Origin of the sequence: Arthrobacter sp. CAN_A6, from assembly GCF_015751715.1 — a bacterium.
GTDB lineage: Bacteria > Actinomycetota > Actinomycetes > Actinomycetales > Micrococcaceae > Arthrobacter_D.
Window position 1 is genome coordinate 445873 of record NZ_JADOUV010000001.1, and the last position, 24782, is coordinate 470654.

The 24782-nt window shown below is 65.3% G+C and carries 26 protein-coding genes, 1 pseudogene and 2 riboswitches; of the genes and pseudogenes, 13 read left to right on the forward strand and 14 right to left on the reverse strand.

Going from position 1 to position 24782, the window contains the following annotated elements:
* Window positions 1-58: 58 nt before the first annotated feature.
* Window positions 59-265, reverse strand: coding sequence for a hypothetical protein (locus IWX75_RS02245; RefSeq protein WP_196820603.1), 207 nt, complete (start codon window positions 263-265; stop codon window positions 59-61).
* Window positions 266-424: 159 nt separating this feature from the next.
* Entirely contained in the window at window positions 425-1201 is a 777-nt protein-coding gene (locus IWX75_RS02250) for a CHRD domain-containing protein (protein ID WP_196820604.1), read from the reverse strand.
* A gap of 568 nt (window positions 1202-1769) precedes the next feature.
* Between IWX75_RS02250 and IWX75_RS02255 the strand changes: the two genes are divergently transcribed.
* Both IWX75_RS02255 and IWX75_RS02260 read left to right on the forward strand, forming a co-directional pair.
* Window positions 1770-2231: a cupredoxin domain-containing protein gene (locus IWX75_RS02255; protein ID WP_196820605.1), complete on the forward strand. Its 462-nt coding sequence runs from the start codon at window positions 1770-1772 to the stop codon at window positions 2229-2231.
* A 92-nt stretch (window positions 2232-2323) separates the two neighbouring features.
* Window positions 2324-2719: a hypothetical protein gene (locus tag IWX75_RS02260; RefSeq protein ID WP_196820606.1), complete on the forward strand. Its 396-nt coding sequence runs from the start codon at window positions 2324-2326 to the stop codon at window positions 2717-2719.
* Between the two features lie 15 nt (window positions 2720-2734).
* On the opposite strand, the gene IWX75_RS02265 is transcribed toward IWX75_RS02260, so the two are convergent.
* From IWX75_RS02265 to IWX75_RS17600, 4 genes and pseudogenes are all read right to left on the reverse strand, one after another.
* Entirely contained in the window at window positions 2735-3658 is a 924-nt protein-coding gene (locus IWX75_RS02265) for a polysaccharide deacetylase family protein (protein ID WP_334684048.1), read from the reverse strand.
* 135 nt (window positions 3659-3793) lie between these two features.
* Entirely contained in the window at window positions 3794-4762 is a 969-nt protein-coding gene (locus tag IWX75_RS02270) for a D-2-hydroxyacid dehydrogenase family protein (RefSeq protein ID WP_196820607.1), read from the reverse strand.
* A 16-nt stretch (window positions 4763-4778) separates the two neighbouring features.
* Window positions 4779-5126, reverse strand: a pseudogene (locus IWX75_RS17595) (ketopantoate reductase family protein); the annotation flags it as partial.
* A gap of 15 nt (window positions 5127-5141) precedes the next feature.
* Window positions 5142-5678, reverse strand: coding sequence for a ketopantoate reductase family protein (locus tag IWX75_RS17600; protein ID WP_334684049.1), 537 nt, complete (start codon window positions 5676-5678; stop codon window positions 5142-5144).
* Between the two features lie 126 nt (window positions 5679-5804).
* On the opposite strand from IWX75_RS17600, the gene IWX75_RS02280 reads away from it, so the two are divergent.
* The gene (locus IWX75_RS02280) at window positions 5805-6206 is read left to right on the forward strand and encodes a universal stress protein (protein WP_196820608.1); all 402 of its coding nucleotides are present in this window, start codon (window positions 5805-5807) and stop codon (window positions 6204-6206) included.
* Between the two features lie 58 nt (window positions 6207-6264).
* Here IWX75_RS02280 and IWX75_RS02285 read toward each other — a convergent pair whose 3' ends face one another.
* Window positions 6265-7119: an IclR family transcriptional regulator gene (locus IWX75_RS02285; protein ID WP_196820609.1), complete on the reverse strand. Its 855-nt coding sequence runs from the start codon at window positions 7117-7119 to the stop codon at window positions 6265-6267.
* Window positions 7120-7215: 96 nt separating this feature from the next.
* On the opposite strand from IWX75_RS02285, the gene IWX75_RS02290 reads away from it, so the two are divergent.
* The 10 genes from IWX75_RS02290 (at window position 7216) to IWX75_RS02335 (ending at window position 17360) form a co-directional block, all read left to right on the forward strand.
* Complete coding sequence (locus IWX75_RS02290; RefSeq protein ID WP_196820610.1) at window positions 7216-8442, forward strand: CaiB/BaiF CoA transferase family protein; 1227 nt, start codon at window positions 7216-7218, stop codon at window positions 8440-8442.
* Entirely contained in the window at window positions 8435-9217 is a 783-nt protein-coding gene (locus IWX75_RS02295) for an enoyl-CoA hydratase-related protein (RefSeq protein WP_196820611.1), read from the forward strand. Before IWX75_RS02290 ends, IWX75_RS02295 begins: the two co-directional genes overlap by 8 nt.
* 2 nt (window positions 9218-9219) lie before the next feature.
* Window positions 9220-9657, forward strand: coding sequence for a PaaI family thioesterase (locus IWX75_RS02300; protein WP_196820612.1), 438 nt, complete (start codon window positions 9220-9222; stop codon window positions 9655-9657).
* A 70-nt stretch (window positions 9658-9727) separates the two neighbouring features.
* The gene (locus IWX75_RS02305; protein ID WP_196820613.1) at window positions 9728-10714 is read left to right on the forward strand and encodes a Bug family tripartite tricarboxylate transporter substrate binding protein; all 987 of its coding nucleotides are present in this window, start codon (window positions 9728-9730) and stop codon (window positions 10712-10714) included.
* A complete protein-coding gene (locus IWX75_RS02310; protein ID WP_196820614.1) occupies window positions 10711-11265 on the forward strand; it encodes a tripartite tricarboxylate transporter TctB family protein in 555 nt (184 codons plus the stop codon). Before IWX75_RS02305 ends, IWX75_RS02310 begins: the two co-directional genes overlap by 4 nt.
* 35 nt (window positions 11266-11300) lie before the next feature.
* Entirely contained in the window at window positions 11301-12875 is a 1575-nt protein-coding gene (locus tag IWX75_RS02315; protein ID WP_196820615.1) for a tripartite tricarboxylate transporter permease, read from the forward strand.
* A gap of 112 nt (window positions 12876-12987) precedes the next feature.
* Complete coding sequence (locus IWX75_RS02320) at window positions 12988-14211, forward strand: MFS transporter (protein WP_196820616.1); 1224 nt, start codon at window positions 12988-12990, stop codon at window positions 14209-14211.
* Window positions 14212-14274: 63 nt separating this feature from the next.
* Window positions 14275-14405: riboswitch (TPP riboswitch) on the forward strand.
* A 62-nt stretch (window positions 14406-14467) separates the two neighbouring features.
* A complete protein-coding gene (locus tag IWX75_RS02325; protein ID WP_196820617.1) occupies window positions 14468-15076 on the forward strand; it encodes an ECF transporter S component in 609 nt (202 codons plus the stop codon).
* A complete protein-coding gene (locus IWX75_RS02330; RefSeq protein WP_196820618.1) occupies window positions 15073-16566 on the forward strand; it encodes an ABC transporter ATP-binding protein in 1494 nt (497 codons plus the stop codon). The genes IWX75_RS02325 and IWX75_RS02330 overlap by 4 nt, the downstream gene beginning before the upstream one ends.
* Window positions 16563-17360, forward strand: a complete 798-nt coding sequence (locus tag IWX75_RS02335) for an energy-coupling factor transporter transmembrane component T family protein (protein WP_196820619.1) — start codon at window positions 16563-16565, stop codon at window positions 17358-17360. The genes IWX75_RS02330 and IWX75_RS02335 overlap by 4 nt, the downstream gene beginning before the upstream one ends.
* A gap of 47 nt (window positions 17361-17407) precedes the next feature.
* On the opposite strand, the gene IWX75_RS02340 is transcribed toward IWX75_RS02335, so the two are convergent.
* The 7 genes from IWX75_RS02340 to IWX75_RS02370 all read right to left on the reverse strand — a co-directional run bounded on the left by IWX75_RS02340 (window position 17408) and on the right by IWX75_RS02370 (window position 24768).
* Entirely contained in the window at window positions 17408-18145 is a 738-nt protein-coding gene (locus IWX75_RS02340; protein ID WP_196820620.1) for an amino acid ABC transporter ATP-binding protein, read from the reverse strand.
* A complete protein-coding gene (locus tag IWX75_RS02345) occupies window positions 18142-18906 on the reverse strand; it encodes an amino acid ABC transporter permease (protein WP_196820621.1) in 765 nt (254 codons plus the stop codon). Before IWX75_RS02345 ends, IWX75_RS02340 begins: the two co-directional genes overlap by 4 nt.
* A 7-nt stretch (window positions 18907-18913) precedes the next feature.
* Entirely contained in the window at window positions 18914-19837 is a 924-nt protein-coding gene (locus IWX75_RS02350; RefSeq protein WP_196820622.1) for an ABC transporter substrate-binding protein, read from the reverse strand.
* Between the two features lie 179 nt (window positions 19838-20016).
* A riboswitch (SAM riboswitch) is annotated at window positions 20017-20134 on the reverse strand.
* Window positions 20135-20222: 88 nt separating this feature from the next.
* Window positions 20223-21101 (reverse strand): aminodeoxychorismate lyase, encoded by an 879-nt coding sequence (locus IWX75_RS02355; protein WP_196820623.1) that lies wholly within the window; start codon window positions 21099-21101, stop codon window positions 20223-20225.
* 56 nt (window positions 21102-21157) lie between these two features.
* Complete coding sequence (locus IWX75_RS02360; protein ID WP_196820624.1) at window positions 21158-23209, reverse strand: chorismate-binding protein; 2052 nt, start codon at window positions 23207-23209, stop codon at window positions 21158-21160.
* A 7-nt stretch (window positions 23210-23216) separates the two neighbouring features.
* Window positions 23217-23837 carry a LysE family transporter gene (locus IWX75_RS02365; protein WP_196820625.1) on the reverse strand — a complete coding sequence of 207 codons (621 nt, stop codon included), beginning with the start codon at window positions 23835-23837 and terminating at the stop codon, window positions 23217-23219.
* Between the two features lie 133 nt (window positions 23838-23970).
* Complete coding sequence (locus IWX75_RS02370; RefSeq protein WP_196820626.1) at window positions 23971-24768, reverse strand: methyltransferase domain-containing protein; 798 nt, start codon at window positions 24766-24768, stop codon at window positions 23971-23973.
* Window positions 24769-24782: the final 14 nt, after the last annotated feature.

Genomic DNA, 24782 nt, shown 5'->3' on the forward strand with positions numbered 1-24782 from the left:
ATCATCGTGTCGGGGTTCTCGCCGCTTGTCGCGTTGACGGTGGTTCACAGCTGGGTCGCTACATCGTCGAAGGTAGTGCCTCGAAGGCTGGAACGGTCCAAGTCTTGCTCAGCTGCTTGATCCCGTCGGGCTGTCGTTTGCCGGTGGGGAACACTCGTCCTTCGACGTCGATGATCTCCAGGCGCAAGGCGGCCGGTCGGGAACGGAGGGGCACGGGCTTATCGGAGGCGTCGACCAGTCTAAAGATGTCTGGCGCACGGTTCACGTGCGCAGTCCTGATGAACCACGATCGCGCCGGCGCAGCTTGAGAGCGTTAAGAAGCGACCGCCGCAGAGGCTAGGGCTTCTGCGGCGGTCGGTGAGTTGGACTGATCGTTGGAGGAATATGGTTCGATCAGTCCGTTAATCCGTGGTGCTGTTTTCGATTATGCCTTGGCGTTGCTGCGGCGGACCATGAAGGTTCCGCCGGCTGCTGCTGCCAGGACCAGTCCGCCACCGAGGGCGAGCATGGCGGTGTTGGATCCGGTTTCCTGGGCGACGCCGGTGTCGGCTCCGCCGGCAGGCATGTCACCCATCTGGGACTCGACGAGGGTTCCACACAGTGCCGGTGAGGTGGCACCGAGGGGGAGTGAGGGCTCCAGGTCGCTGGGTGCGCTGAAGGCCTCTGCGGTGCCGGTGGCCGTGGCGGGGTCCAGGCCGTGGACGACGACGACGGCGGTGCCGGCGGCGAGGGCCTTCTGGGTGGCCTCATCGAGGGTGATCGTGCGGTCGATGGTGTAGCTGCCGCCCTGGCCGCCGAGGGCGAGGTTCAGGCCCTCGGCCGGGGTCGTTGCACCGGAGGTGGTCAGTGTGGTGAGGATTCCACCGTAGGAGGCAGCACCGTCGGTGGTGCTGAGGATTCCGTCGCCGTTGGCGTCATCAGCGGGCGTGGGGCAGGTGCCCTGCGCTCCGCCGTGGATGTGCTGGACGTGGGGGTACGGTGCGTCCATGAAGGTCTCGGCGAGACCGGAAACCTGCAGCTTGACCTTGGCCTGGTCGCCGGTGACGTCCAGGGTGATCGTTCCCGAGCCGGTGGTGCCGTTGAGCTGGCCCAGGGTCGAGGAGTAGGTTCCGTCATGGGCAGCCATGGCGGGGGCGCCGGCCATAGCGACAGTGCTAAGGGCCAGGGCTGGTACTGCGAGGAAGCGCATCTTCTTGTTCATGATAAAAATTCCTTCACTGTGCGGTGAGCGCGCGTCCCAGTCGGACACGCTCAGGTAGTGATTCGGAGCACTCCGGAGCATGGATTGGTTTTCCTTCCACACAATATTCCCGGGACCCAGCACCCTCGATTTCGCGGTGCTTCTGCTCACAGTAAGCAGAAATGCCTCTGCTTGGGAAGCAATTATGTGTGGCAGGTGTGACACAAGAGATTCGTCGGTGAGGATCCCGCTAACAGGTAGAACCCAGAAATCGGTTGTAGTGTTCAGAGCATCTTCATGTGCGAGTGAGTGATGGCAGGGCATTTTCCGCCCCGTCGAAAGCGTCGGAGAACAGAACCAGCGGCCTCCACCGCGTGTTCTCCGGCGTTTTCATTCCGGTCGCAATTCTCCGCAGATTCGACGGCAGGGAGTACCCGGCCATGCCGATTCCCCAGTCGGACCGGCGAGGTAATGACCGCCTCGGGGTGGCCCTGCCGAAGGAGGGCTTCCAGGTCTTGTCCCGATGCACGAAAACCGGGATTATTCCACTTACCGATTGTCGGGCGGTTCGAACTGTGGAGGCATCATCATGAAGTCGCGCTACGGATTATCAGCTCTTATGCTTGTGGCGCTCCTCATGGGTGCCGCGGCCTGCGGGTCCGGTGCCGGACCAGGTACCGCCGAGGTAACCACCCCGCCGACCGAAATTGCGGCACCGGAATCAGTGGCGGCGACAGCCGGCGCAGATACCTCCACACCAGCGTCCTCTGCCGCGACTTCTTCTGCGGAAGCTGCGCCCGCAGAAGAGGTCCTGATCACCATCGCGGACTTCGAGTACGTAATGCCCGAATCCATCGCGCCCGGCGCAACGGTGACGGTGGTCAATGAAGACGATGCTCCCCATACGGTGACGGCCGAGGATGACGGCGGCTTCGACGTCGATGTCCAGGGTGGTGAAACAGTGACCTTCACGGCTCCTGAGGAGCCCGGTGAATACGCCGTCATCTGCGTCTATCACCCAGGAATGACCAGCACCCTGGTCATCCGATGAGTGCCTCGGGAAGTTCCGGTGGAAAGGGGAGTGCGCACCCCACTGGGAAGGGGCATTCTCCGCGCAGGTCGACTGCGCGCAACAGCCCGCTGATGATCCTCCTGCGCGTGATCATTGCGGCGGGCCTGATCGTCAGTGCGGTCATCCACTTCCAGCTCGCGCCGGGGTTCCAGCAGGCCGCCCCGGACGGAATAGGCGGGGGCAACCTGTTCCGGATCCAGGCCGCTGTGGCCGTCCTTGCCGCCCTGTATGTCCTGGTCAGGGGGGACCGGCCCGCATTCGCTATCGCGGCGGTGGTCGCCCTTTCAGCACTGGCAGCGGTGGTCCTTTACCGGTACGTGCAGGTTCCTGCAATCGGCCCAATTCCGTCGATGTATGAGCCCGTCTGGTATGCGCAGAAGGCACTCACCGCAGTAGCAGAGGCTATCGCCGGCCTCCTTGCCGTCATCGGCTTCCTCCTCCTGCACCGGCGCCGAAACGTCAGATAGGCAGTTCCCCAATTTTCAAGCTGGGATTGCGTCGCCGAGCGTAAGGAAAGGAGTGCCTGCGTCGGTCATGATGCCCAGCGCCTGCAGAAGTCCTGGGCCCGTTCCGGAGCCGGGGCGATTGCCATGGGCGATGATGATGGATCCCGGACCGGCGGCTCTGGTCTCCGTCGTGACGGTGCCGGCAGGGTAGGTTGCCCCACCGTCGCCATTGATGCTGAAACCGGCAGGGATCAGGCCCAGGTCGGAACAGATCCGCGCCGAGACGTCGTCGAGATAGGCCGTACCCGGCCGGAAGAATCGTGGTCGCTGACCGGTGAGCGCCGTCAGTACGGCGTCGTTGCCCATGATCTCGTCATAGACGCTACCGATCCCCGCAGTTCCCTGGATGCCGTAGGCCGAGTTTCCGGTGACGCTCAGCGGGAGGTGGTCCGTTCCATGGTTCGCCAACTCGAACAGCGGGTCACCTGCGAGTTCCGCGGTAAGGGGCCGGTTGTGGGCGACCCAGCGTGCGTTGAGGAAAAGCGTTGCCGGAACACGTAGGCGTTGCAATCCCGCAATAAGGTCCGGGTCGAAGCTGCTGCCACCGGGGCCACCGCAGAAATCCAGGGTCAGCGCAACGCCTTGCGAGCCGTTCGGTATGCGCGAAACCACTCCTGGTGCCTCGAGCCCCCAGTAGTAGGGGGACCGGCCGGCGTGCCGATCGATAATTTCGTCCCGGCTGGGCAGACGACGCGGTTCCGGGCCTGGGGGCGGCGGTTCGCCGGGCGTGGGCCCGCTGGGCCTGGGCAGCGGAACCGACGACGTCGGAATGGACGGGGAGGGGAGGAGCGGGGCGGATGACTGGACCACATCGTTCGTAGCCTGACGCACCCCACAGCCGGTCAGGACCAGTCCCATGCCGATCGCCAGAACAGCTCGGCGCCCAGGGTTGTGCGCCATCGATCTGCTCCTCCTGGGACATAGCCCATGCGTAACACCAATAACACCTGTAACAGCGCTAACAGTAGTACATGGCTCGTCCCATGGAAGAGGTGCGGTTCTCCCGGTCCCGACCGTGCTGTTGCCGCGGAATGGTTATCCGCGGCTGACCACCCGTATCGGTTCACCGTCGAGAAAGGCATTGATCGACTCGACTGCACCCTGGAAGAACAGTTCATAGTTCTGCCGGGTGACATAACCGAGGTGCGGCGTGAGCAGGGTGGAGGGCGCGGTCAACAGCGGATTCGTTGCAGCGATCGGTTCCGTGTCGAAAACGTCGATTCCGGCGCCACCAATCCGGCGGCTGCCCAGGGCCACCGCCAGGGCGTCCTGGTCGACGATGCCCGCACGGGACGTGTTCACGATGATGGCAGTGGGCTTCATGGCCTGCAGGTGCCGCTCGGTGACGAGGCCCGCTGTTCGTGGGCTCAGCTGCAGATGGATCGACAATACGTCCGAGCGTTGGAAGAGGTCAGTTTCCGACACCCATTCCACTCCCCTGTCGCGCGCTAGCTGTGGAGTCAGATGCTGGCTCCATGCAATGACGTCCATGCCGAAGGCAAGGCCGACGGCGGCGACCTTGGTGCCGATCCTTCCTAGTCCGAGTACGCCCAGGGTCGAACCGGCGAGGCCCGATCCGATGGAACCGGATTGCCAGCGGCCGTTCCTCAGGGACTCTTCCTCAATTCTCAGATTGCGCTGAAGCGCCAGTATCAGGGCCCACGTCAGCTCGACGGTCGGTGTGCCCAGCGACTCGGTTCCGCACACCAGTACGCCGGCGCCTGCATCAACTGCCGCATTTCGCATTCCGGTGGTGACGATCAGGCGCAGCCTCGGTAGGCGTTTGATGACCTCCGCCCTCAGCGGCGTCCGCTCGCGCATCACGACCACTATGTCGAAGTCAATGAGGCGCTCCACCAGTGCTTCTTCGTCGGTCAGGTGGTCGGAGAAGAAAACAGGGTCCAGGGGGTGCTCGCTGGAATGCCAATCGGCCATTCGCTCGGCAACCGCCTGGTAGTCGTCGAGCACCGCGACCCGCGTTGCTGGTCCCTTATTCGATGTCATGTCGTCAGTCCTCAGTTCAGCCTTGACGGCTCTCGAGCGGATCGGAACCCTGCAGCGTGGCCACCATCTTCGCGATGGCCGGGGTTGGTAGTTCGTGCTTCTGGCCGCGACGGATCAGTGCGCCTCCGATCGCGTCGAGCTCGCTCGGTCTTCCCGCAGCTATGTCGAGCTGCAGGGAGGACCGCATTCCAGGTGGAAGGCCGTGCAGCGCCTCTGCCACGGTGGTAACGGCCGTCGGCAGGCCGTCGGCTGTTGCAAGAGCGCAGACTTCCGCCAGGAGCCCCGCGGTGAGGTCCTCGTCGCGCGTGAGGGCAGGGCCGATCGGTAGGTCCCAGTACGTTGTCAGGAGCGCCAGCGGAGCGAGGAACCGAAACTTGTTTCACAGGACGGCATCCTCGGAATCGCGGGCCGTGACTTTGATTCCGGCCTCACGGAGCGCCTCGACCGTCGCGGAATCTGCACTTCCCACGGGTACAGCGATTCGAAGGAAAGGGCTTCGATGCTCGATGACCGACGGGGAGGACCGTGCCGCCTCCACCGTGATGGCAGCGCCGGCGATGGACGCTCCGGGGCAGGAGTTCCGTAGCTCCTGCATATGATCCAAACCGTTCAGCAACGAGATGATTTCGACCGGAACTGCCGCGCGGATGACCGGAATCGAATCCGGAAGGGCAAATGCCTTGGTGGCCAGAATTATCCGTGCTCCGTGCGGGACGCTTTCCTGTGCGGGCACGGGTGCGGTCCAACTCCCGTATTGCCCACTTCGAATGGTGAGGCCGTCATCGTTGATCGCCTTGGCGGCGTCCGGCCGCGCGACAGCGACGACGTCCTCACCTGCGCGGTGGAGCAGTGCGGCGACCAGGCCGCCCACCGCCCCCGGACCGACTACGGCAATCCGGCCTTGTTCGTTCGTCATCTCTGGCCTTTCGGTGGTGGCGGACCCTACTTCAGGACCGCCGGGCGGGTATGGGTCGCTATGGTAAATTTTGCACGTCAAGCGCGCCGGAGCTTTTCATCGGAGACCGAACAGGGAGCAGCACACATGTCAGTCGTAGTAGGTTACATACCCACGCCGGAAGGCCGGGCGGCTCTCCAGCGTGCTATCGAGGAATCACGACTGCGGAAGATGAAGCTTGTCGTCGTCAATTCCCAGGAGAGCGGGAAGCCGATCAGCGGCCAGGAAAAAGGCCGGTACGAGCTCGAGCTGAAGGAAATGGAAAAGGGCGTTGCGGATGCCGGTGTGGAGTACGAGGTCCGGACGATGGCTCGGGGTACGCTCCCGAGCGAGGACCTGACCGCGGTTGCGGAGGAGACCCAGGCCGAGCTGATCGTCATCGGTATGCGTCGGCGGAGCCCGGTGGGAAAGCTGTTCCTCGGCTCGAACGCACAGGAAGTCCTGCTGAGCGCCAATTGCGCGGTCCTCTCGGTCAAGGCGGCGAAGTAGGGCCACCCCGACGCCTGCCGGGGCCACCGGCGGCCGGCCGCCACCAGACCAACCCCCTTCACCCTGAGATCGCTTCATCGCGTTCGTCGGTGGGCGGGAGGGCTCGCTGGAAATTCTGCTGCACGGCATGGTCCGAGGCGCCGAGCGCTTCGGATATCTCCCAGGCTGTCTCCTTGGCGCGAAGTCCCAGCAGTGCCGCCCGGGCCTCATCGATGCGCATGGACGGCACCGACAGGCCGACAGCTCCGATGACGCTGCCCGTATGGTCGAAGATCGGCGCGGCAACCGCCCGGATCCCCGTGGTCCGCTCCGCATTGGAATCCGCCCAGCCCTGATCCCGGATCCGGCTCAACTCCGCCCGCAGCCGTTCGGGGTCGGTGACCGTGGCCGGAGTCACCGGACGGATCGAGCGTGAGAGCCACCACTCCTGGCGCTCCCAGGGAAGGACGGAGAGGATCACCTTGCCGGGAGCTCCATGGGGCAGCGGTACGGGCACCCCGATGTCGGTGTAGTGCCGTCGGATCTCCTGACGGCTTTCGGCCTGGTCGATGACGGCGCGTTCGCCGGTGGACAGCAGCTCGTGCAGGCCGACCGTCTCGTCCACCTCGTCGCGCAGCTTCATCATGAACGGCATGGCGACGTCGCGGAATGTGGTGGGGATGGCGCCGTTGCGCGCCAGCTGAATCAGGAGCGGACCAAGGCCGTAACGCTTGTCCGAAGTCTGTCGGATAAGCCGGTTGGCCGCCATGGACACGAGGATGCGGTGCGCGGTGCTGGTCGAAAGGCCGGTGCGCTTGGCCACCTCGGTGATCCCCAGCTCCGGACTGCGGGAGTCGAAGCATCGCAGGATCGCCACTGCACGGTCGATCGACTGCACGCCGCTGCGCAGCTTTGCGCCGTCGTCGTTTTCCATTCAGACCCCTTGACACTATTTGGCCGAAGCCCTACGGTGATGTGAGTCACTTCCCGAAGAGCGGTAGTGCATCCCACTATACAGGAAAGGAGCGATATGCTCCCTCTCGACGGATTCCGTGTCCTCGACCTCACAAGATTCCTCTCCGGGCCCTACTGCACGATGGTTCTGGCGGAGATGGGCGCGGATGTCATCAAGATCGAGGTGCCCCACACCGGAGCTGATGAACGCCGGTTCGCACCGAAGGTCAATGGCGAGAGCTACCCCGGCGCCATGCCGAACCGCAGCAAGCGAAGCATCTCCCTCGATCTGAAGACGGAGGAAGGGAAAAATCTCCTCCTCAAGATGGCGGAGGACGCAGACCTCGTGATCGAGAACTTCCGTCCCGGCGTCGCCAAGCGGCTGGGAATCGATTACGAGTCCGTCCGGAAGGTGCGCCCGGACATTCTTTACTGCTCCATCAGCGGCTTCGGCCAGACCGGCCCGTACAAGCACCGCCCCGGCTTCGACATCATGGCCCAGGGCGTCGGCGGCTTCCTGCGGATGACGGGTGAGCCGGGAGGCAAGCCGGCGAAGGTCGGTATCGCGATCAACGACATCGCCGCAGGCATGACCGCGGTCTACTCGATCATGGGCGCGCAGATGCTTCGCCAGAAGACCGGCGAGGGCCAGTACATGGACATCTCCATCCTGGAAGCAGGCCTCGCCTGGACCGTCTGGGAATCGGGGGCATACTTCTCCGGGGGGGAAGTCCCCCAGGCCACCGGAACCAGGCACCGCCGCTCCACCCCTTACCAGGCCTACCGCACAGCCGACGGGTACGTCACGATCGGCGCTGCGAACGACCGTCTCTGGGAGCGACTTGCCGCCGAGGCCCTGGACAGGAAGGAGTGGCTCAACGATCCCCGGTTCGTCACGCTCCCGGACAGGATGGCGAACATCGACGAACTGGAACGCGAAATCGAAGCGATCACCATGACGAAGACCACGGACGAGTGGATCGCGATCATCGATGGAGTCGGTGTTCCCTGCGGCCCCGCGCTGACCTACGACCAGACACTTCAAAACGAGCAGATCCTGGCACGGGAAATGATCGTCGACGTCGAGCACCCGATCATGGGCGGAATGAAGACCATCGCGCCGCCCACGAAGTTCTCGAACATGGATTACAGCGTCCGCGGACCCGCCCCCTGGCTCGGTCAGCACACCGCCGAGGTCCTTCGGGAGGCAGGCCTGGATGACGCGACGATCGAAAAGCTCTTCACCGACGGTGTCGCCTTCGACGCCCACCCCACCCTCCAGAGGAGCGACACCAATGTCTGACGAAATACTGGTCGAGCGCCAGGGAGCAATCGCAACCGTCATCCTCAACCGGCCCAAAAGCCATAACGCCATCACCATCGGGATGTACACCGAACTGCCCGGAGTCGTCTCCGAACTCGATGACGACCCCGCCGTCAAGGTGATCGTGCTGCGCGGAGCGGGGGAGAAGTCCTTCGCTTCCGGAGCGGACATCAGCGAATTCGAGAAGGAACGGGGAAACGCAACCAGCGCGCGCAACTACAACGAGCGGGTCGCGGAAGCTGAACATGCCATCGAAGGGTTGAAGAAGCCCACGATCGCGATGATCCACGGCTACTGCATCGGCGGCGGTGCCGGCCTGGCGCTGGCCTGCGACATCCGCTTCGCCGACACCAAGGGCCGGTTCGCCATCACGCCGGGAAAGCTCGGGCTGGTCTACAGCCTTGAGTCGAGCAAGCGCGTGGTGGATCTGGTAGGTCCGGCCCGCGCCAAATGGATCCTCCTCTCCGGCCTGCAGATCCACGCCGAGCGAGCACTCTCCCTGGGCCTGTTCGATGAGCTCTCCGCACCCGAGGAACTCGAGCAGTTCACCTATGACTTCGCTGAAACGGTCTGCTCACGCGCCCAGTTCAGTGTCCGGGCAGGCAAGGCGATGGTGCGCCGCATCGTCCTTGGCCAGGTACAGGACGACGAAGACACCATCAACCTCCGCAACTCGTCCTTCGACACCGAGGACTTCGCCGAGGGCGTCCAGGCTTTCCTCGCGAAGAGGCCGCCGAACTTCCAGTGGTCCTGACCGTGTCCGACACCATTTTCGACGGGGCGGTGGACCAGGCCCGCAGCGCAGCCGGCGATCCGAACCAGGAATTCGGAAATTTCTTCCTGTCCCGCTTCCTGGACCTGGACATCAGCTATGACGACGTTCAGCAGAGCTGCACCGTAGTGCTGCCGTACGCCGCCCACCTCCGCAATCCCCAGGGTTCGGTGCACGGGGGCATCATCGCCACAGCGATGGATATCTCGATGGGCCACCTGTGCCATCGTTACCTCTCGACGGCTGTAACCCTGGAAATGAATTTCCGTTATTTCCGTCCCCTCGAAGGAACGGGGCGCTGCGTCGCCACCATCCTGCGTGCGGGACGGCGGATCGTACACCTCGAGTCGCGACTCACCGACGAAAGCGGCCGTCTGGTCGCCTTCGCGGTCGGCTCCTGGCACCGGCTCGACGGCGAATAACCTTTCGCTCACCGAGGCAGATATTCACCCGCTCCGCAATACAACGACGTTACGAGGAGAAGAGAAAGCAATGCGCAGTAAGAAGATCATCACCACAGTGGCAGCACTGACGCTTATCGCGTCCCTGACCGCCTGCGGCAATGACGCCGGTTCCGGGGCTGAAGGAGGGGCTGACTACCCCTCCGAGGATATGGACTGGACGATCGCGTTCGGGGCCGGTGGCGGTAACGACATCATGGCCCGAACCATGGTGGACATCATCAACCAGTACGAGCTGTACCCGGAGAACATCTCCCTCGAAAACCGTGAAGGCGGAAGCGGCGCAACCGGTTGGGGTTACCTGTTCAGCAAAGCTGGCAGTGGTTATGACATCTCCACCACCTCGGGCTCGCTCATTACCACGCCCCTCCAGTCGGACACCGGCTGGACCTTCGAGGACTTCACCCCGATCGGGCTGTTCGCCACTGACGATGCAGTGTTCGTCGTCCCTGAGGGCAGCCCGTACGAAACCTGGGAGGACTGGGTTTCCTACGCCCAGGAGCAGGAAACCGTCGTCGTCGGTGGAATCGGTACCGTCAACGTCGACCTCATCCTGCACGAGCTGCTCGCCGAGGCCGCTGGGTACGAGATCGACTACGTGCCGTTCAACGAGGAAGGCCAGCTCCAGACCTCACTGCTGTCCGGGGCGCTGGACGCCATCGTCTCCAACACCGGTTCGGTCCTCGGGCAGATCGAGGCGGAGGAAGTGACACCACTGCTGTTCACCGGTGCCGAGAGGCTGGACGTCATTCCCGATGTCCCCACCGGTGAGGAAAAGGGAATCGAAGACCTCCCCGCCATGCCACGCGGGATGATCCTCCCTCCCGACGCTCCGGCGGAGGCCAAGGAATGGTGGATCACCACCATGAAGGAAGTTGTCGAAACCCCGGAGTGGAAAGAATACGTCGCCTCGAACTACCTCACGGAGAACATCCTGTGGGACCAGGAGTTCTTCGATTCCCTTCGGGAGACTACTGACAGCTTCGAAGCCACGCTGGAAGAGGCCGGGGCGCTTTGAGCCACTCCGTCATCAAGGGCGAAGCGGGACCCGAGGGGGTGGGCCGCTCCGGTTGGCGCCGGCGGCCCACCGCCAAGACGATCTTCCTCGCCGTGCTGCTGCTGGTCCTCGCTGCCTATACGGAGATAGCTTTCGGCATGGAGGCCACCACGGCGTCGGGCCGCATCGGTGCAGGGTTCTTCCCAAGGATCATCGGCGGCTCGGCAGCGGTGCTGACCCTGATCGCGCTGGTGCAGAGTATGCGTGCCGGCTCCGGCGAGGACGACGACACCGTCGACCTCGAGGAGGACATGGGGGAGGGCGACCTCGGTCACCATCCGAAGGCCATGATCATCACGATCGCCCTGACGATGGTCTTCGTGGCGACCCTGACCACCCTGGGTGCAATCATCTCCGGCGTTATCTTCATGTTTGCGCTGTTGTGGTTCCTGAACCGGACCCACCTGGTGACGAACATCGTGCTTAGCCTCGGCCTCCCCCTGGCGATGTACCTCCTCTTCCAAACATTCCTCAATTCGGGTCTGCCCGAGGGGATCCTTCCGCGCTTCTAGCAGCGGAATTCAACTCGGCTCGAAGGAGAGTTAGCTTGGACGTCTTCAATAACCTCGCTGGGGGGATTGTTTCGATCCTGACCCTGCAGAACATTCTGCTACTGGGGGCCGGGGTCACCCTGGGCATGATCGTCGGCGTCATGCCCGGCCTCGGTCCATCGGCGGGCCTCGCGATCCTGCTGCCGCTGACCTTCGGGCTGGACCCCACCGGCGCGATCGTGATGATGGCCGCCGTGTACTACGGATCGATGTACGGCGGCACGATCACCTCGGTCCTGATCAATACCCCGGGCGAATCGGCGACCGTCGCCAGTACGTTCGACGGTTATCCTCTGGCGAAACAGGGCCGGGCGGGGCCCGCGCTGATCATGGCCGCCATCGCTTCCTTCATCGCGGGCACGATCGGCGCCATCCTGATCAGCTTCTTCGCCCCGAGCGTCGCATCGGTCGCCCGGACGTTCGGTCCGCCCGAACTGTTCCTGATCGTTGTCGTGGGACTGCTGACGCTCATCGTCATCGTCGGGAAGAATCGCCTCCTCGGTGTGATCTCCGCGCTCATCGGGTTCGCCCTGGCAACCGTCGGTATCGACGTCGGGATCGGTGCACAGCGCTACACCTTCGGTTCCACCGAACTCATCAACGGAATCGACTTCATCCCGGTGGCCATCGGGCTGTTCGGTGTGGGGGAGATTCTCCACGCCATGTGGCGCGGCGGGCACCTCGAAAAGCTCGACTACCAGAAGATCTCACTCCGCGGCAAGGGCTTCTGGCCCACCCGGGCTGATTTCAAGGAATCCAACGGTGCGATGCTGAGAGGTTCCTTCCTCGGGTTCTTCACCGGCACTGCTCCCGGAGCGGGGGCGACCGTTGCCTCGCTCATGTCCTACAACGTCGAGAAATCGATTTCCAAGACTCCCGAGCGCTTCGGCAAGGGTGCCATGGCGGGACTGGCCGGACCGGAGGCAGCCAACAATGGTGCTTCCGCCGGTGCGATGGTGCCACTGCTGACGCTCGGCATACCGGGATCGTCGTCGACGGCCGTCCTCCTCGCAGCATTCCTGATGTGGGGCCTGCAGCCCGGTCCCCTCCTCATGGAACAGAATCCGGAGTTCGCCTGGGGCCTGATCGCCAGCATGTATCTCGGCAACGTGATGCTCCTGCTGATCAACATCTTCATGATTCCGACGTTCGCCAATGTCGCGAGGGTACCGTTCCGGGTCCTTGCTCCCGTGATCATCCTGATCTGTGCACTCGGCACCTACACCATCCACGGCAGCATCCTCGAAGTGTGGATCATGCTCGCCTGTGGCGTGCTCGGGTTCTTCATGCGCCGCTACGGCTTCTCTCCCGCAGCCCTGGTGATCGCCCTGGTCCTCGGACCTCTTGCAGAGGAGACGCTGCGGCAGACGATGATCATCTCGGGCGGCAGCTTCGGGATCTTCCTGGAGCGCGCCACGTCGATGTGGCTGCTGGCAGTCATGGTCCTCCTCGTCGCCGTTCCACTCCTCAATCCGTGGATCAAGCAGGTTGTCAAGGTCCGGGTCCGGGACGTCGGAAGGCGCCGCCGCGAGCAGCGCCGCGCTGACGAGAAGAATGATGTGAACTCCTGACCCTTTGACCGCTCGCCCCGCACGGAGCGAGCGGTCAAAGCCGGCATTACAACACCGGAAGTGAACAAAAGGAAGCGGGTGTAAGCGCCGGCGCCACTGGAGGAGCATCACTATGGCACGAGCCGCGCGACCGGGACGATGGCTTTGGATGCTCGTGGCGGCAGCCATCCTCAGCCAGGGCTCCTTGAACCTGGCCCGGCTGCTGATCTCCTACAAGGCACTGGCACTGGGAGGCGACGCCGTCGCCATCGGATTCATCTCGGCCGCCTTCGCGATCCTACCTGCGGTCGTCGCCATCTCGCTCGGCCGGTTGTCGGACAGGACCGCCTGGTTGCGGCCGCTGATCGCCACCGGATTGCTGACCCTCACCGTCAGTTGCCTGCTGCTATCCGGTTCGGCTTCACTGCTGCTCGTGGCCGTCGGTAGCGCCGGGCTGGGGTTGGGCCATCTCGCCTTCGCCATCGCGGCGCAGTCCATGATCGCCAAGCGATCCGATCCCGACTCGATGGATGCCGGCTTCGGCTGGTTCACCGCCGGATTCGCCCTGGGTCAGATGGTGGGCCCGCTTCTTGCCGGCGTGCTTCTGAGCAACCCGGGCGCTACCACTGTCGCAGGCCGTATCGAGGACATCGACCAGGCCCTGTTGCTTGCCGGACTGCTGGCACTGATCGCCGTTCCACTGATCCTGGTGAGGATCGGCAGCCGCGGAACGGCCGGCACCGCTCTCAAGGGAGTTGCAACCCTGGACGTGAAGGACTCGGTCGGCATGATCCTCGGACGCCCCGGGGTGAAGTCCAACATGCTGGCAAGCCTGGCTCTCCTGACCACCATGGACATCCTCATCGCATTCCTGCCGCTGATCGCCGAGCAACAGGGTGTCCCTCCGCTGGTCGTGGGTCTGCTGCTCGCCCTCCGCGCCGCGGCCACCATTCTGTCCCGCATGTTGCTGACCGTCCTCCTGCGTCGGTGGAGCCGGAACCAGCTGGTGTTGGCGAGCCTTTTCGGTGCAGCACTCGGCCTGGTCGTGCTGCCGTACGTGCTCGAGAATATCTGGATCGCCGCCGCGTCCCAGATTCTGGTCGGCTTCTTCCTCGGCCTCGGCCAGCCCCTGACCATGGCGTTGATCTCCCGAGCCGTGAGGGAAGAATCACGGGGTGCGGCCCTCGCCATCCGACTGCTGGGCAATCGGATCGGCCAGATCGTCCTGCCGGCGGCAGCTGGACTCGCCGCGGCGCCGCTGGGACCGAGCGGTGCCATCTGGATGACCTGCTTCGTGCTGGGTGCCGCGGGCGCGGTCAAGGGTATCGGCGACCGCCGTCTCCCTCCACCGGTATAAACAGAGACGACATCCGCGGTACTGGCAAGCCCCTGCGGTGTAGGATCGAAACGCTTTACCAAACACATACGACAGGGGAGCGCCGTTCCGCCGCAGCAAGTGCTGCCGGAGCCGGGCGCTGAGAGTGCGGACAGCCGCAGACCCTCGAACCTGATCCGGTTAGTACCGGCGAAGGGAGTCGAGTTCTCAGAGTGGTTCATGGAAGATTTTTTCCGGGACCCCTCTCCCCTCCTGTACCTCAGGAGGATTCTGCATCATGGCAACAACAACGGCCCCCAAAGGCACTCGAACCCGCAGCCTCGAATGGCGCGTCGTCGACATCGTGGTGGCCTCGGTCATCGCGGTGGCAGTCGGCGTCATCTTCTTCGCCTGGTCCGCGGGCTACTCGCTCATCAGCGGCATCACCGCCGCGTTCCCGCCGCTCGGTGGCCTGTACGTGGGCGGCTGGCTCATTGCAGGTGTCCTCGGCGGGCTCATCATCCGCAAGCCCGGTGCCGCTCTCTACTGCGAAGTCCTCGCAGCAGTGGTGTCGATGGCCCTCGGCACGCAGTGGGGTCTCCTCGTGGTCATCTCCGGCGCGATCCAGGGCCTCGGTGCCGAACTCGTGTTCCTGCTCTTCCTCTATCGACGCTGGAACCTGGGCGTAGCGCTCCTCGCGGGGCTCGGCGCCGGTATTGCCCTGGCGATCAGCGAGAACATCCTGTACAACGCGCTCTGGGCCATCGACTGGCAGCTCCTCTACGTGCTTTTCGCTTCCATTTCCGGCGTTGTCATCGCGGGCCTGCTGTCCTGGCTCGCGATGCGGGGGCTCGCCAAGACGGGAGTGCTCTCCTCCTTCGCCGCGGGCCGCACGGCCGACGTGTGATCCAGCACACCTCGGCGCCCGTTGCCGTCACCGCCCAGAACTGGGGGTGGCGGCATGCGGGCCGCAGCCGCTTCGCGGTGCGGGGGGTCGACCTCGACATCGAACCCGGCGAGCGGATCCTGCTCCTCGGCGCGTCCGGTGCCGGCAAGTCCACGCTCCTTTCCGCCCTGGCCGGCGTGCTCGGGAACGACGACGAGGGCGAACAGGAGGGCACCCTCCTCCTCGACGGCGGCAGTCCCGCCTCCCGACGCGGCCGAGCCGGATTGGTGCTGCAGGATCCCGATTCGCAGGTCGTCCTTGCGAGGGTGGGCGATGAAGTTGCCTTCGGAGCCGAGAACCTTTCGGTTCCGCGCGCGGACATCTGGAAACGCGTCCACCGCGCGCTCGATGACGTCGGGCTGGATGTCCCGCTCGACCGCTCCACCTCGGCGCTGTCCGGCGGACAGAAGCAGCGCCTCGCGCTTGCGTCGGTCCTGGCCATGCAGCCGGGCCTCCTGCTGCTCGACGAACCGACGGCCAACCTCGATCCGCAGGGCGTGATCGACGTGCGCAACGCCGTCGTCCGGGTGCTCGACCGGGTTCCGGCGACGCTCGTGGTGGTCGAACACCGCGTTGAGGTGTGGGCGGGCGTTGTCGACCGAGTGGTGGTGCTCGCCTCCGACGGCGGAATCCTCGCGGACGGTACGCCGGAGGAGGTTCTCGGCAAGGAAGCCGCCCGCTGCAGCCTTGCCGAGGCGGGAGTCTGGGTGCCGGGTCGGAAACCGGCGGTGGAGGGCCCGGTGCCCGGCGCCGGCGGGGAGGTACTGCTGTCCTCGGCCAACCTCGCGGTGGCACGGACGAAGCGGGGACCGGAGGTTCTTGCGGGCGTGGACGTCGAGTTCCGGGCCGCATCGGCCCTCAGCATCGTAGGCCCCAATGGAGCAGGAAAATCGACGCTTGCCCTCACCCTGGCGGGGCTCCTGAAACCCCGCCGGGGAGAGGTCATGGCAGGCGCCCCGCTCGCCCGCGGAGCGGGACCCGATCCCTCGAAGTGGCGGTCGGCGGAGCTGGTGCAGCGCATCGGCACCGTCTTCCAGGAACCCGAGCACCAGTTCCTCACCTCCACCGTGGCGGACGAGCTGGAGTTCGGGCCGCGCCGCGTGGCCCGCGAACCGGAGGCTTCCTTCCGCCCCCGTATCGAAGGGCTCGCCGAAAGACTCCGTCTCGATCATCTCCGTGCGGCAAATCCCTTCACCCTGTCCGGTGGGGAGAAACGGCGGCTGTCAGTGGCCACCATGCTCGCAACCAGCCCCGACATCCTGGTGCTCGATGAGCCGACATTCGGACAGGATGCAGGAACCTGGGCGGAGCTCGTCGGTCTGCTGCGGGAACTGGTCAGCGGGGGCGGCTGCGTCGTCTCGGTCACCCATGACACCGACTTCACTGAAGCGCTCGGCAACCGTGTCCTCGACGTCGGGGCCATTGTCGACACCCGGCGGGATACGCCATGAGCAGTGACATCCTCACGCCGTCGCTGACGGGCAGCGCGCTGATCCGCGCCAATCCGCTTTCCAAGCTCTTCGCCGCCGGAGTGATCACCGCGGTGGTGATGCTCAGCATCGACTGGGTCAGTGCTGCGGTAGCCCTCGGGTGTGAGATCCTGCTGATGCCGTTGCTCGGCATCAGTGTCCGCGGTCTGCTGCTCCGGGCCTGGCCCCTGCTCATCGCGGCGCTGGTGGCCGCCTACGGCACGGCACTGCTCGCCGAAAAGACAGGCGACGTACTGCTGGAGATCGGTCCGGTTCTGTTCACCGAGGGGTCCGTGTCCGCGGGATTCGCCATCGGGATCCGGGGCCTCGCGCTGGCCCTGCCCGGCATTTTCCTTGCCGTCTCCACCGACCCGACCGATCTGGCCGATGCCCTCGCGCAGAAGCTGCGCGCGCCGCACCGCTTCGTGCTCGGCGCGCTCGCGGCACTGCGCCTGGTGGGCCTTCTGGTGGAGGAGTGGCAGACCCTCGGGCTCGCACGTCATGCCCGCGGTGCAGGAGCCGAAGGAAACGCGCTGGTACGCACGCGCAACTTCCTCGGCCAGGCCTTCGGCCTCCTTGTACAGGCGATCCGGCGTGCCACCCGACTCGCGGTCGCCATGGAGGCGCGGGGATTCGGGGCGGGCCCGCGTACCTGGGCCCGCGAGAGTAGATTCAGCTCGCTCGACGCGGTCGTCGCGGCGGGAGGTGTGGGAATCGCCGCTGCTGCACTGACGGCGGCCCTGCTGGCCGGGACCTGGAGCTTCCTCCTGTCCTGATACCGGAAGGGCCGCCGCGAAATGCACCCGGCGGCTGATGGAAATCCCTAGAGCACGTCCGAGAGGAATGACTTCAGCCGCGGGGTCTGCGCGTTGTCGAAGAGGGCCGCGGGCGGCCCGCTTTCGACCACCACACCGCCGTCCATGAACGTGACGGTGTCGGAGACGTTCCGGGAGAAGCCCATCTCATGCGTCACCACCACCATGGTCATGCCGGCCGTCGCGAGGTCGGCCATGAGCGCAAGGACGCCCTTGACGAGTTCCGGGTCCAGCGCCGAGGTCGCCTCGTCGAAGAACATGACCTCGGGGTCCATGGCAAGGGCCCTGGCGATGGCGACACGCTGCTGCTGGCCGCCGGACAGGTTGGCAGGGCGAACCTCCGCCTTGTGCTTCAGCCCCACCTGGTCGAGTTGGGCGAGTGCCTTCTCGCGCGCCTCGTCCGCGGACATGCCGCGGAGCTTCCGCAGTGCCAGTGAGACGTTGTCCACGACGGTCTTGTGCGGGAACAGGTTGAACTGCTGGAACACCATGCCGATGCGGCGGCGCAGTTCATCCGGATTGTCCTTGAGGACCGAGCGCCCGTCGAGCAGGATGTCGCCCTGGTCCGGTTCGATGAGCCGGTTCAGGACCCGCAGCAGGGTCGACTTGCCCGAGCCGGACGGACCGATCACCGAGGCCGTGGTGCCGCGCTCCACGTGCAGGTCGATACCGCGGAGCACATGGTTGGAACCGAAGGAGAGGTGGAGGTTGCGCCCGGTCAGGGTGCCTGATTCAAGAGTGCTCATGTTCTTGCTCCTTCGCCGATCCGTGCGGCAATATCATCGGGTTCGGGCTTCTCCCGCTTACCCATCCGCAGACGGTTGTCGATGTAGTTGACCAGGTGCGTCAGCGGAACGGTGAGGCACAGGTACAGCGCTGCCGCCGCGATGAGCGGTGAGAGGTTGCCCGTGTTGCTTGCCGCGTCGTTGCCGATGCGGAACAACTCGCGCTCACTGGCCAGCAGTCCGAGGAAGTAGATCAGGGAGGATTCCTTGATCAGGGCGATGAACTGGTTCACCAGGGCGGGCAGGACGCGACGGACGCCCTGGGGGATGACCACCAGTTGCATCGAGGAGCGGTAGCTGAAGCCCAGTGCGCGGGACGCCTCGAGCTGGCCCTTCTCGACGCTCTGGATGCCGGAGCGGAAGATCTCCCCGATGTAGGCGGCGGCCATGAGCGACAACGCCAGGATGCCCATCGGGAACGGGCTCGTGCTGCCGGTCAGTTGCCGGAAGAGCGGACTCAGCCCGATCCCGATGAGCAGGATGATGACGACGGCAGGAACTCCCCGGAAGATGTCCGTGTACACGCGTGCGGCCCAGCGAAGCGCCCGGTTCCGCGAAATGCCCATCACCGCGAGGATCATCCCGAGCACCGTCCCGATCACGCCGGAACTGATCGCCAGGATCAGGGTGTTCGGCAGGCCGACGGTGAGGAGTTCCGGAAGGACGGAACCCATTGCCTCCCAGTCGAAGAAGGTCTGCAGGAGCTGTTCGAAGGCGTTCATGCAGGGCCTACTTGGCTTCTACGGCTTTGCTGCCGGGCTTCCAGTCGGTCGGCATTTCGCGTTCCGGGTACCACTCCTGGGTGAGTTCGGCCCAGGTGCCGTCCTCGATCACGGCGTCGAGGCCGGAATTCAGGGCATCGATCAGCGGCTGGTTCTCGCTGTTGACTGCATAGGCGGTGAAGTTCTCCGTGTTGATGATGGTTTCGGCGATGGTGGTGCCGTCACCCTCCTTGACCTGGCCCGTGGCCTGCTGCGACGGGGCCACCCAGGCATCGACCTGGCCGTTCGTCACGTTCGCGTAGACAGTGTTGTAGTCGGCGAAGCGGACGGGCTCCAGGCCCAGGGTGTTCGTCACGTAGTCGTCCTGCACCGTGCCCTGGACGACGCCGATGCGGGTACTCTCCGACAGCGAGTCGAAGCCCGTGATGTCGGAGTCGCTCTTGGCAACGACAGCCATGTAGCCGAAGTCGTAGCCGTTGGTGAAGCCGACGCCTTCGCGGCGTGACGCGGTGGTGGAGATCGAGGAGGAGCCGACGTCGAACTGCTTGTTCTGCACCTGTGCCAGAAGGGCGGAGAAATCGGTCGAGGCGAACTCGACTTCGAGGCCGAGTTCGTCGCCGATGGCGCGGAGCAGCTCGTTGTCGTAGCCGGTGAAGACACCGTTCTCGATGAAGATGTTGGGAGGCGCATCGGAAAGGGTGCCCACGCGGAGGGTGCCCTCGGTGACCAGCCCCAACTTCGAGGTGTCGATCTGGTCCAGCGGTGTGGTTTCCTCGGTGGTGTACTGGTCGAGCGACTGCTGGTCGCTGCCGGCCAGGGCATCGGTGGTAGGGCCGGAGTCGGTGGAATCACTGCTGTTCGAGCCGCACGAGACGGTCAGGGCGAGCAGGGGGACGGTGAGGGCTGCAAGGACTTTTCGGGACAGGTTCATGGCTTCCTTCGATGGACGCGGCCCGGGTTACGGGCGTGCGGAATCAGGGACGGGATGTTTCAGGGGGTGCCGGATGACGGCGGACGATGCTCGGCTCTGCTGCTTACTCGGGTGACACGCTCGCTGCTCCAGGCTGTGCGGGCGTTCGGCGGCCATTGCCTTTCGGGCTGACCGGCATTCCGCCGTACTTGCCTACCGGGGGACTTGGCCCGGCGGCCGAATCTTCACCTGGAGCACCCCACTACGGGAGAGGGTTGCTGTCCAGCCGGCCAGGGCCCGTGGCTGGAACTCTTGATTGTGTAACAACGTTATATGATGGCGCGGCGCAGGACAAAATGAACGGGCAACACTGCGTAAGGAAGCTTCTCGGAAGACGGACTGTGTGCTATGTGAACCGGTCCACGAGCTCCGACAGCTCGCGGGTCAGCTCCTCCGAGGTGGCGATGGGCGTGCCATCGATGGCGGTGACCGGCGTCAGCAGGCGCACGCTCGAAATCAGCCACACCGCGTCCGCCTCGAGCAGGTGATGCGGTTCCAGCGGCCCGTAGCCCAGATCCCAGCCGCTCCCGTGCGCAGCCTTGAACAGTGCTCCCTGGGAGGTCCCGGGAAGGATGCCGCTTTCGAGCTGCGGCGTCAGCAGGGTCTTGGCCGCGCCCTGACGGCGCGCGAGGAGGACAGTGGACGTCGGACCCTCGAGGACCTTTCCGTCCGACGACGTGAAGATGACGTCGTCGGCGCCGCGGGACTTCGCGTAGCGGACCGCGGCCATGTTGACGGCATAGGAGAGCGTCTTGGCGCCCATCAGGAGCCACGGCGCGCGCTGAGCAACCGTGCTGTCGTAGCCACGTTCGAGGAGCAGGACTTCCACTCCGGCCTGCTGCTGCTGCCGGATGCCGGCGGGTACGGGTGACACCTGGACCCAGGCGGTGGGTTCGGCTGCGCCTTCCGTGCCGCGGGTCGCGACGAGCTTGACCACTGCTTCGGACCCCGCTGGTCGGGTGGCGGTGAACTCGTCCAGGGCGGTGCGGATGGCGCGGCTCCAGGCATCAGCCACCGGGATGGCGAGGTCGAGGGCGGCAGCCGAGGACGCCAGCCGTTCGAGGTGGGCCCGCTCCTTGCGGGGCACGCCGTCCACGGCCAGCAGCGACTCGAAGATGCCGTCACCACGCGTGGCTCCGAGGTCGTTGGCCATGAGCTGCGGCTTCGACGGATCGACTATGCGGCCGTCACCATGCGCTGAGTCGAGGAACACCAGAACAGTCATGGGGCCAGCTTATCCAACGTGGTCAACGAAGCTACCTCGAGAAACTTCGGGGAACATCAGGCATCGTCGGGGAACACCGCACCGAGGCCGGAGAGCACTCCGAGTGCTTTCGTCCGCACTTCCTCCCACTCTTCGGAAGGCACCGAATCAGCGGTGATGGCGCCGCCGACTCCGAGGCTGAGGCGCGCGCCGTCGTCGGTGTGTTCGATCACCAGGGTGCGGATGACGACGGCGAGGTCAGCGGCGCCGGTCAGGGAAAGGTAGCCGGCCGCGCCCGAATAGATTCCACGGGCCCGGCCCTCGAGATGTTCGAGGATGGCCATGGTGCTGATTTTGGGTGCACCCGTCATGGACCCCGCAGGGAAAGCCGAGGCGATCACCTCGGCGCGGGAGGTTCCGGGCTTCAGCTTTGCCTCGATGGTGCTGACCAGCTGGTGCACGGTGGCATAGGTTTCGATGTCGCAGAGGCGGCTCACGGTGACCGACCCCGGGACGGCGTGGTGCGAGAGGTCGTTGCGGAGCAGGTCGACGATCATGATGTTCTCCGCGCGGTCCTTGAGCGAGGCTGCGAGGTCCCGGCGAAGCCCCGCATCGGTCGCCGGATCCGGCGAACGGCCCCTGGTGCCCTTGATGGGTTCGGCCCGGAGGCCGCCGTCGGAGTCGATCCTCAGGAAGCGCTCGGGCGAGGTACTCGCGACGGCGAAGCCGGGCCAGCGGATGAGATGCCCGAACGGTGCCGGGCTCGCACGGCGCAGGCGCAGGTAGGTGGCGAACGGGTCGACCGGGCGCTCCACGACTGACACGAGAGAGGTGGTGAGGCACACCTCATAGGTGTTGCCGTCGGTGATCTGTTCCTGTGCCTGTCGGATCTTGTCGAGGTACCCGGCGCGGGAGTCCCTCACCTCGAAGACCGGCGGTTCGGCGAAGGCCCGTTCGGTCGATTCGGGGACCTGCTGCCCGGTGACGAGAACAGCCTTCCGTACCGCGGCGTGCCAGTCCACGCACCCGGGGTCGGGCGCGCCGTCGTTCAGGCTGAGGAGGAACACCGCGTTTTCCCGGTGGTCGAGAACGACGGCGCGACCGGCGAAGATCAGAGCGGCATCGGGAAGGGGCGAGGAGGAAAGCGAGCCTCCGCCCGTTTCGCGCTTCAGTTCGTAGCCCAGGTAACCGAGCCAACCGAGCGCGAAACCGCACTCGTAGCCGTCGGGGCGTCGGACCACGCGGCGTCCCCAGGCGTCGTCGAGCCAGCGGAAGAAGGGCTCGCGGATGCGCGTTGTCACCGCGCCGGCACTCACCTCGGTGACGCCGTCCGAGTGCTGCGCGCGCTGGCCGAACCGTCCGGCGTCGTCAGCCAGGATGGAGAAACGGCTGCGTTCGGATGCCGGCGTGGCACCGGCATCCGAACTGTCCAGCCATACCGCCGACTTCGAGTTCGGGTAGAGGGCTGCGAACAGCGCCGCGGGATCCGGCACGGCGTCGATCCGCTCCACGCGCAGGTTCAGTCCGCGGCGCGCGGCGCGCTCGACGGACATCAGCCGTTCGCACTGGGGCAGGCTGGTGAGGGCCAGGCGTACGCGGTGCGGGGTGGCCTGCCCCTGGTGCCCCTGGATGACGACGTCGGCGGAGGAGTCGGGGCGATCGGCGTCGAGCCAGGAGGTTTCCTGCTCGGCCCACCGCTCCCAGAACGGCTCGTAGGTTCCGCCGTCGCGTGCCAGGGCGCTGCTCCGGCGGAGCGCTCCGGGAGCCTCCACCCAAAGGACGGCGTCGAGCAGGCCGCGCGCCTCGCGGGCGGCCGCTCCAACACCCTCGACGAGCACGATGTCAGCGGGCGGCGTATGCCTGAGCTCGCCGTCGCGCCCGTTGTCCCAGTCCCAAGCCTGCCAGGACGCATCTTCTCCCGATGCCAGCGGCGTCAGCACCTGCCGGACGTAGCGGTCGATGCCGTCGCGCAGGCCGTCCCACCCCGGGTAGATGTCTTCGAGGTGGAACATGCTCACGGTGTGGTGTTCGCGCAGCAGTGCGGCCAGTTCACCGGCGAGGGTGGTCTTGCCCGCGCCGGAACGGCCGTCGATCGCGACGATGAGCGGTGCATTTCGGGAAGGGATCATGACGGGGTCAGGCCAGCGCAAGCAGGGTGCCCACGCCGACGAACAACGAGCCGAAAGTCCGGTTCATGATCGTCTGTCCGCGGGAGTGCTGCGTGAAGCGGCTGAAGGACCGGGCCGTCGCGGCATAGAAGAACCACATCACCAGCAGGTCGATGGTGATGACGGTGGCCGCGAGCACCGCGTACTGCTCGGCGAGCGGCTGGTCCGTGCGGATGAACTGGGGAATCAGTGCGAGGAAGAAGACGATCGCCTTGGGGTTCAGGAGGTTGACCCACATGCCCCGACGGAACAGCGACAGCGATCCCTCGGTACGCCGCTCCGCAAGGATCTCCTCGTCCAACGCCGGCTTCTGCAGGAACTTCCGGACCCCGAGGTATACGAGGTAGGCCGCTCCGGCATATCGGATCACGTTGAATGCCACCGGCGAATTCGAGACCAGGAGCCCGACGCCGGCTGCTGCCACTCCGATGTGCACCAGGAGGGCGGCCTGCTGGCCGAGGATGCCCCAGATCGACCGCCGAAATCCGACGGTCAGGGCGTTGCTCATGGTGTTGACCGCACCGGCACCCGGGCTGAAACTGATGAGTGCGCCCGCGCCGAGTAGCGCAAGCCAAACCGAGGGATTCACCCTTTCATAGTAAGCAGTGCGCAGCGGTTCGTTTCCCGGCTGGTCGCTGATCCGGATCTTCAGGTGCCGCAGGGGCAGCCCGTCCGAGGCAAATTCTGGAGTGCGTGATCCCGAAGCCGGTTGTCGACCGGGTTCAGGCCCGCGCCAGCACCTCGATGCTGGGGATGAGGAAGACCCCGTCGGGAGCCCTTCCCCAGGTCCGCCAGCCCTCGGCCAGCCGTGCCAGGTCCTTCCTCTCGGCCAGGCCGCGCTCGAGGGCCTGCTCGGCGAAACCTGAGTGCAGCACCCGCTCGGCCCAGGACTCCGCGTGGAACCGCCGGCGTTCAGCCGTGGCGTAGATCCAACTCGACGTCGAAACTTCCGTCTCGGTGAAGCCGGCTTCCTGGGCCCAGGAGAGTAGGTGTCGGCCGCCGTCGGGCTCGGCATTGTTGCCCCTCGCAATCCGCTGGTACAGCTCCATCCACTCGGTGAGCGCAGGGGAGGCGGGGAACCAGGTCATGGCGTGGAAATCGGCGTCCCGTACTGCCACCACGCCACCGGGCCGGACTACCCGGCGCATCTCCCGCAGTGCCGCCACGGGATCGGTGAGGTGCTGGAGCACCTGGTGGGCATGAACGACGTCGAACGTCTCGTCGGGGAAATCGAGGTCGTAGATGTTGCCCTCGGTGAAGACGGCATTCCGGACGGAGGTGTGCGCGGCGGAGGCCTGTGCCACGACGTCGGCCGAGCGGTCGATGCCGGTCACTGTTCCCGGTGCTACGAGGTCCGCGAAACCCGCCGTAATGCTGCCCGGACCACAACCGACATCAAGCACATCCATCCCGGAGGCGAGGTGCGGCACGAGGTACGCGGCCGAGTCCTCCACCGTGCGGGTCGCGTGCATGGTCGTCACACTCGGGTGGTGGCCGTGGGAATAGACGTCTTCGCTCATGATCGAGATTAACC

Bases quoted from the DNA above. Each gene is read 5' to 3' on its own strand.
- IWX75_RS02250 (WP_196820604.1), bottom strand. From the start codon at position 1,201: ATGAACAAGAAGATGCGCTTCCTCGCAGTACCAGCCCTGGCCCTTAGC.
- IWX75_RS02255 (WP_196820605.1), top strand. From the start codon at position 1,770: ATGAAGTCGCGCTACGGATTATCAGCTCTTATGCTTGTGGCGCTCCTC.
- IWX75_RS02260 (WP_196820606.1), top strand. From the start codon at position 2,324: ATGATCCTCCTGCGCGTGATCATTGCGGCGGGCCTGATCGTCAGTGCG.
- IWX75_RS02265 (WP_334684048.1), bottom strand. From the start codon at position 3,658: ATGGCGCACAACCCTGGGCGCCGAGCTGTTCTGGCGATCGGCATGGGA.
- IWX75_RS02270 (WP_196820607.1), bottom strand. From the start codon at position 4,762: ATGACATCGAATAAGGGACCAGCAACGCGGGTCGCGGTGCTCGACGAC.
- IWX75_RS17600 (WP_334684049.1), bottom strand. From the start codon at position 5,678: ATGACGAACGAACAAGGCCGGATTGCCGTAGTCGGTCCGGGGGCGGTG.
- IWX75_RS02280 (WP_196820608.1), top strand. From the start codon at position 5,805: ATGTCAGTCGTAGTAGGTTACATACCCACGCCGGAAGGCCGGGCGGCT.
- IWX75_RS02285 (WP_196820609.1), bottom strand. From the start codon at position 7,119: ATGGAAAACGACGACGGCGCAAAGCTGCGCAGCGGCGTGCAGTCGATC.
- IWX75_RS02290 (WP_196820610.1), top strand. From the start codon at position 7,216: ATGCTCCCTCTCGACGGATTCCGTGTCCTCGACCTCACAAGATTCCTC.
- IWX75_RS02295 (WP_196820611.1), top strand. From the start codon at position 8,435: ATGTCTGACGAAATACTGGTCGAGCGCCAGGGAGCAATCGCAACCGTC.
- IWX75_RS02305 (WP_196820613.1), top strand. From the start codon at position 9,728: ATGCGCAGTAAGAAGATCATCACCACAGTGGCAGCACTGACGCTTATC.
- IWX75_RS02320 (WP_196820616.1), top strand. From the start codon at position 12,988: ATGGCACGAGCCGCGCGACCGGGACGATGGCTTTGGATGCTCGTGGCG.
- IWX75_RS02325 (WP_196820617.1), top strand. From the start codon at position 14,468: ATGGCAACAACAACGGCCCCCAAAGGCACTCGAACCCGCAGCCTCGAA.
- IWX75_RS02335 (WP_196820619.1), top strand. From the start codon at position 16,563: ATGAGCAGTGACATCCTCACGCCGTCGCTGACGGGCAGCGCGCTGATC.
- IWX75_RS02340 (WP_196820620.1), bottom strand. From the start codon at position 18,145: ATGAGCACTCTTGAATCAGGCACCCTGACCGGGCGCAACCTCCACCTC.
- IWX75_RS02345 (WP_196820621.1), bottom strand. From the start codon at position 18,906: ATGAACGCCTTCGAACAGCTCCTGCAGACCTTCTTCGACTGGGAGGCA.
- IWX75_RS02350 (WP_196820622.1), bottom strand. From the start codon at position 19,837: ATGAACCTGTCCCGAAAAGTCCTTGCAGCCCTCACCGTCCCCCTGCTC.
- IWX75_RS02355 (WP_196820623.1), bottom strand. From the start codon at position 21,101: ATGACTGTTCTGGTGTTCCTCGACTCAGCGCATGGTGACGGCCGCATA.
- IWX75_RS02360 (WP_196820624.1), bottom strand. From the start codon at position 23,209: ATGATCCCTTCCCGAAATGCACCGCTCATCGTCGCGATCGACGGCCGT.
- IWX75_RS02370 (WP_196820626.1), bottom strand. From the start codon at position 24,768: ATGAGCGAAGACGTCTATTCCCACGGCCACCACCCGAGTGTGACGACC.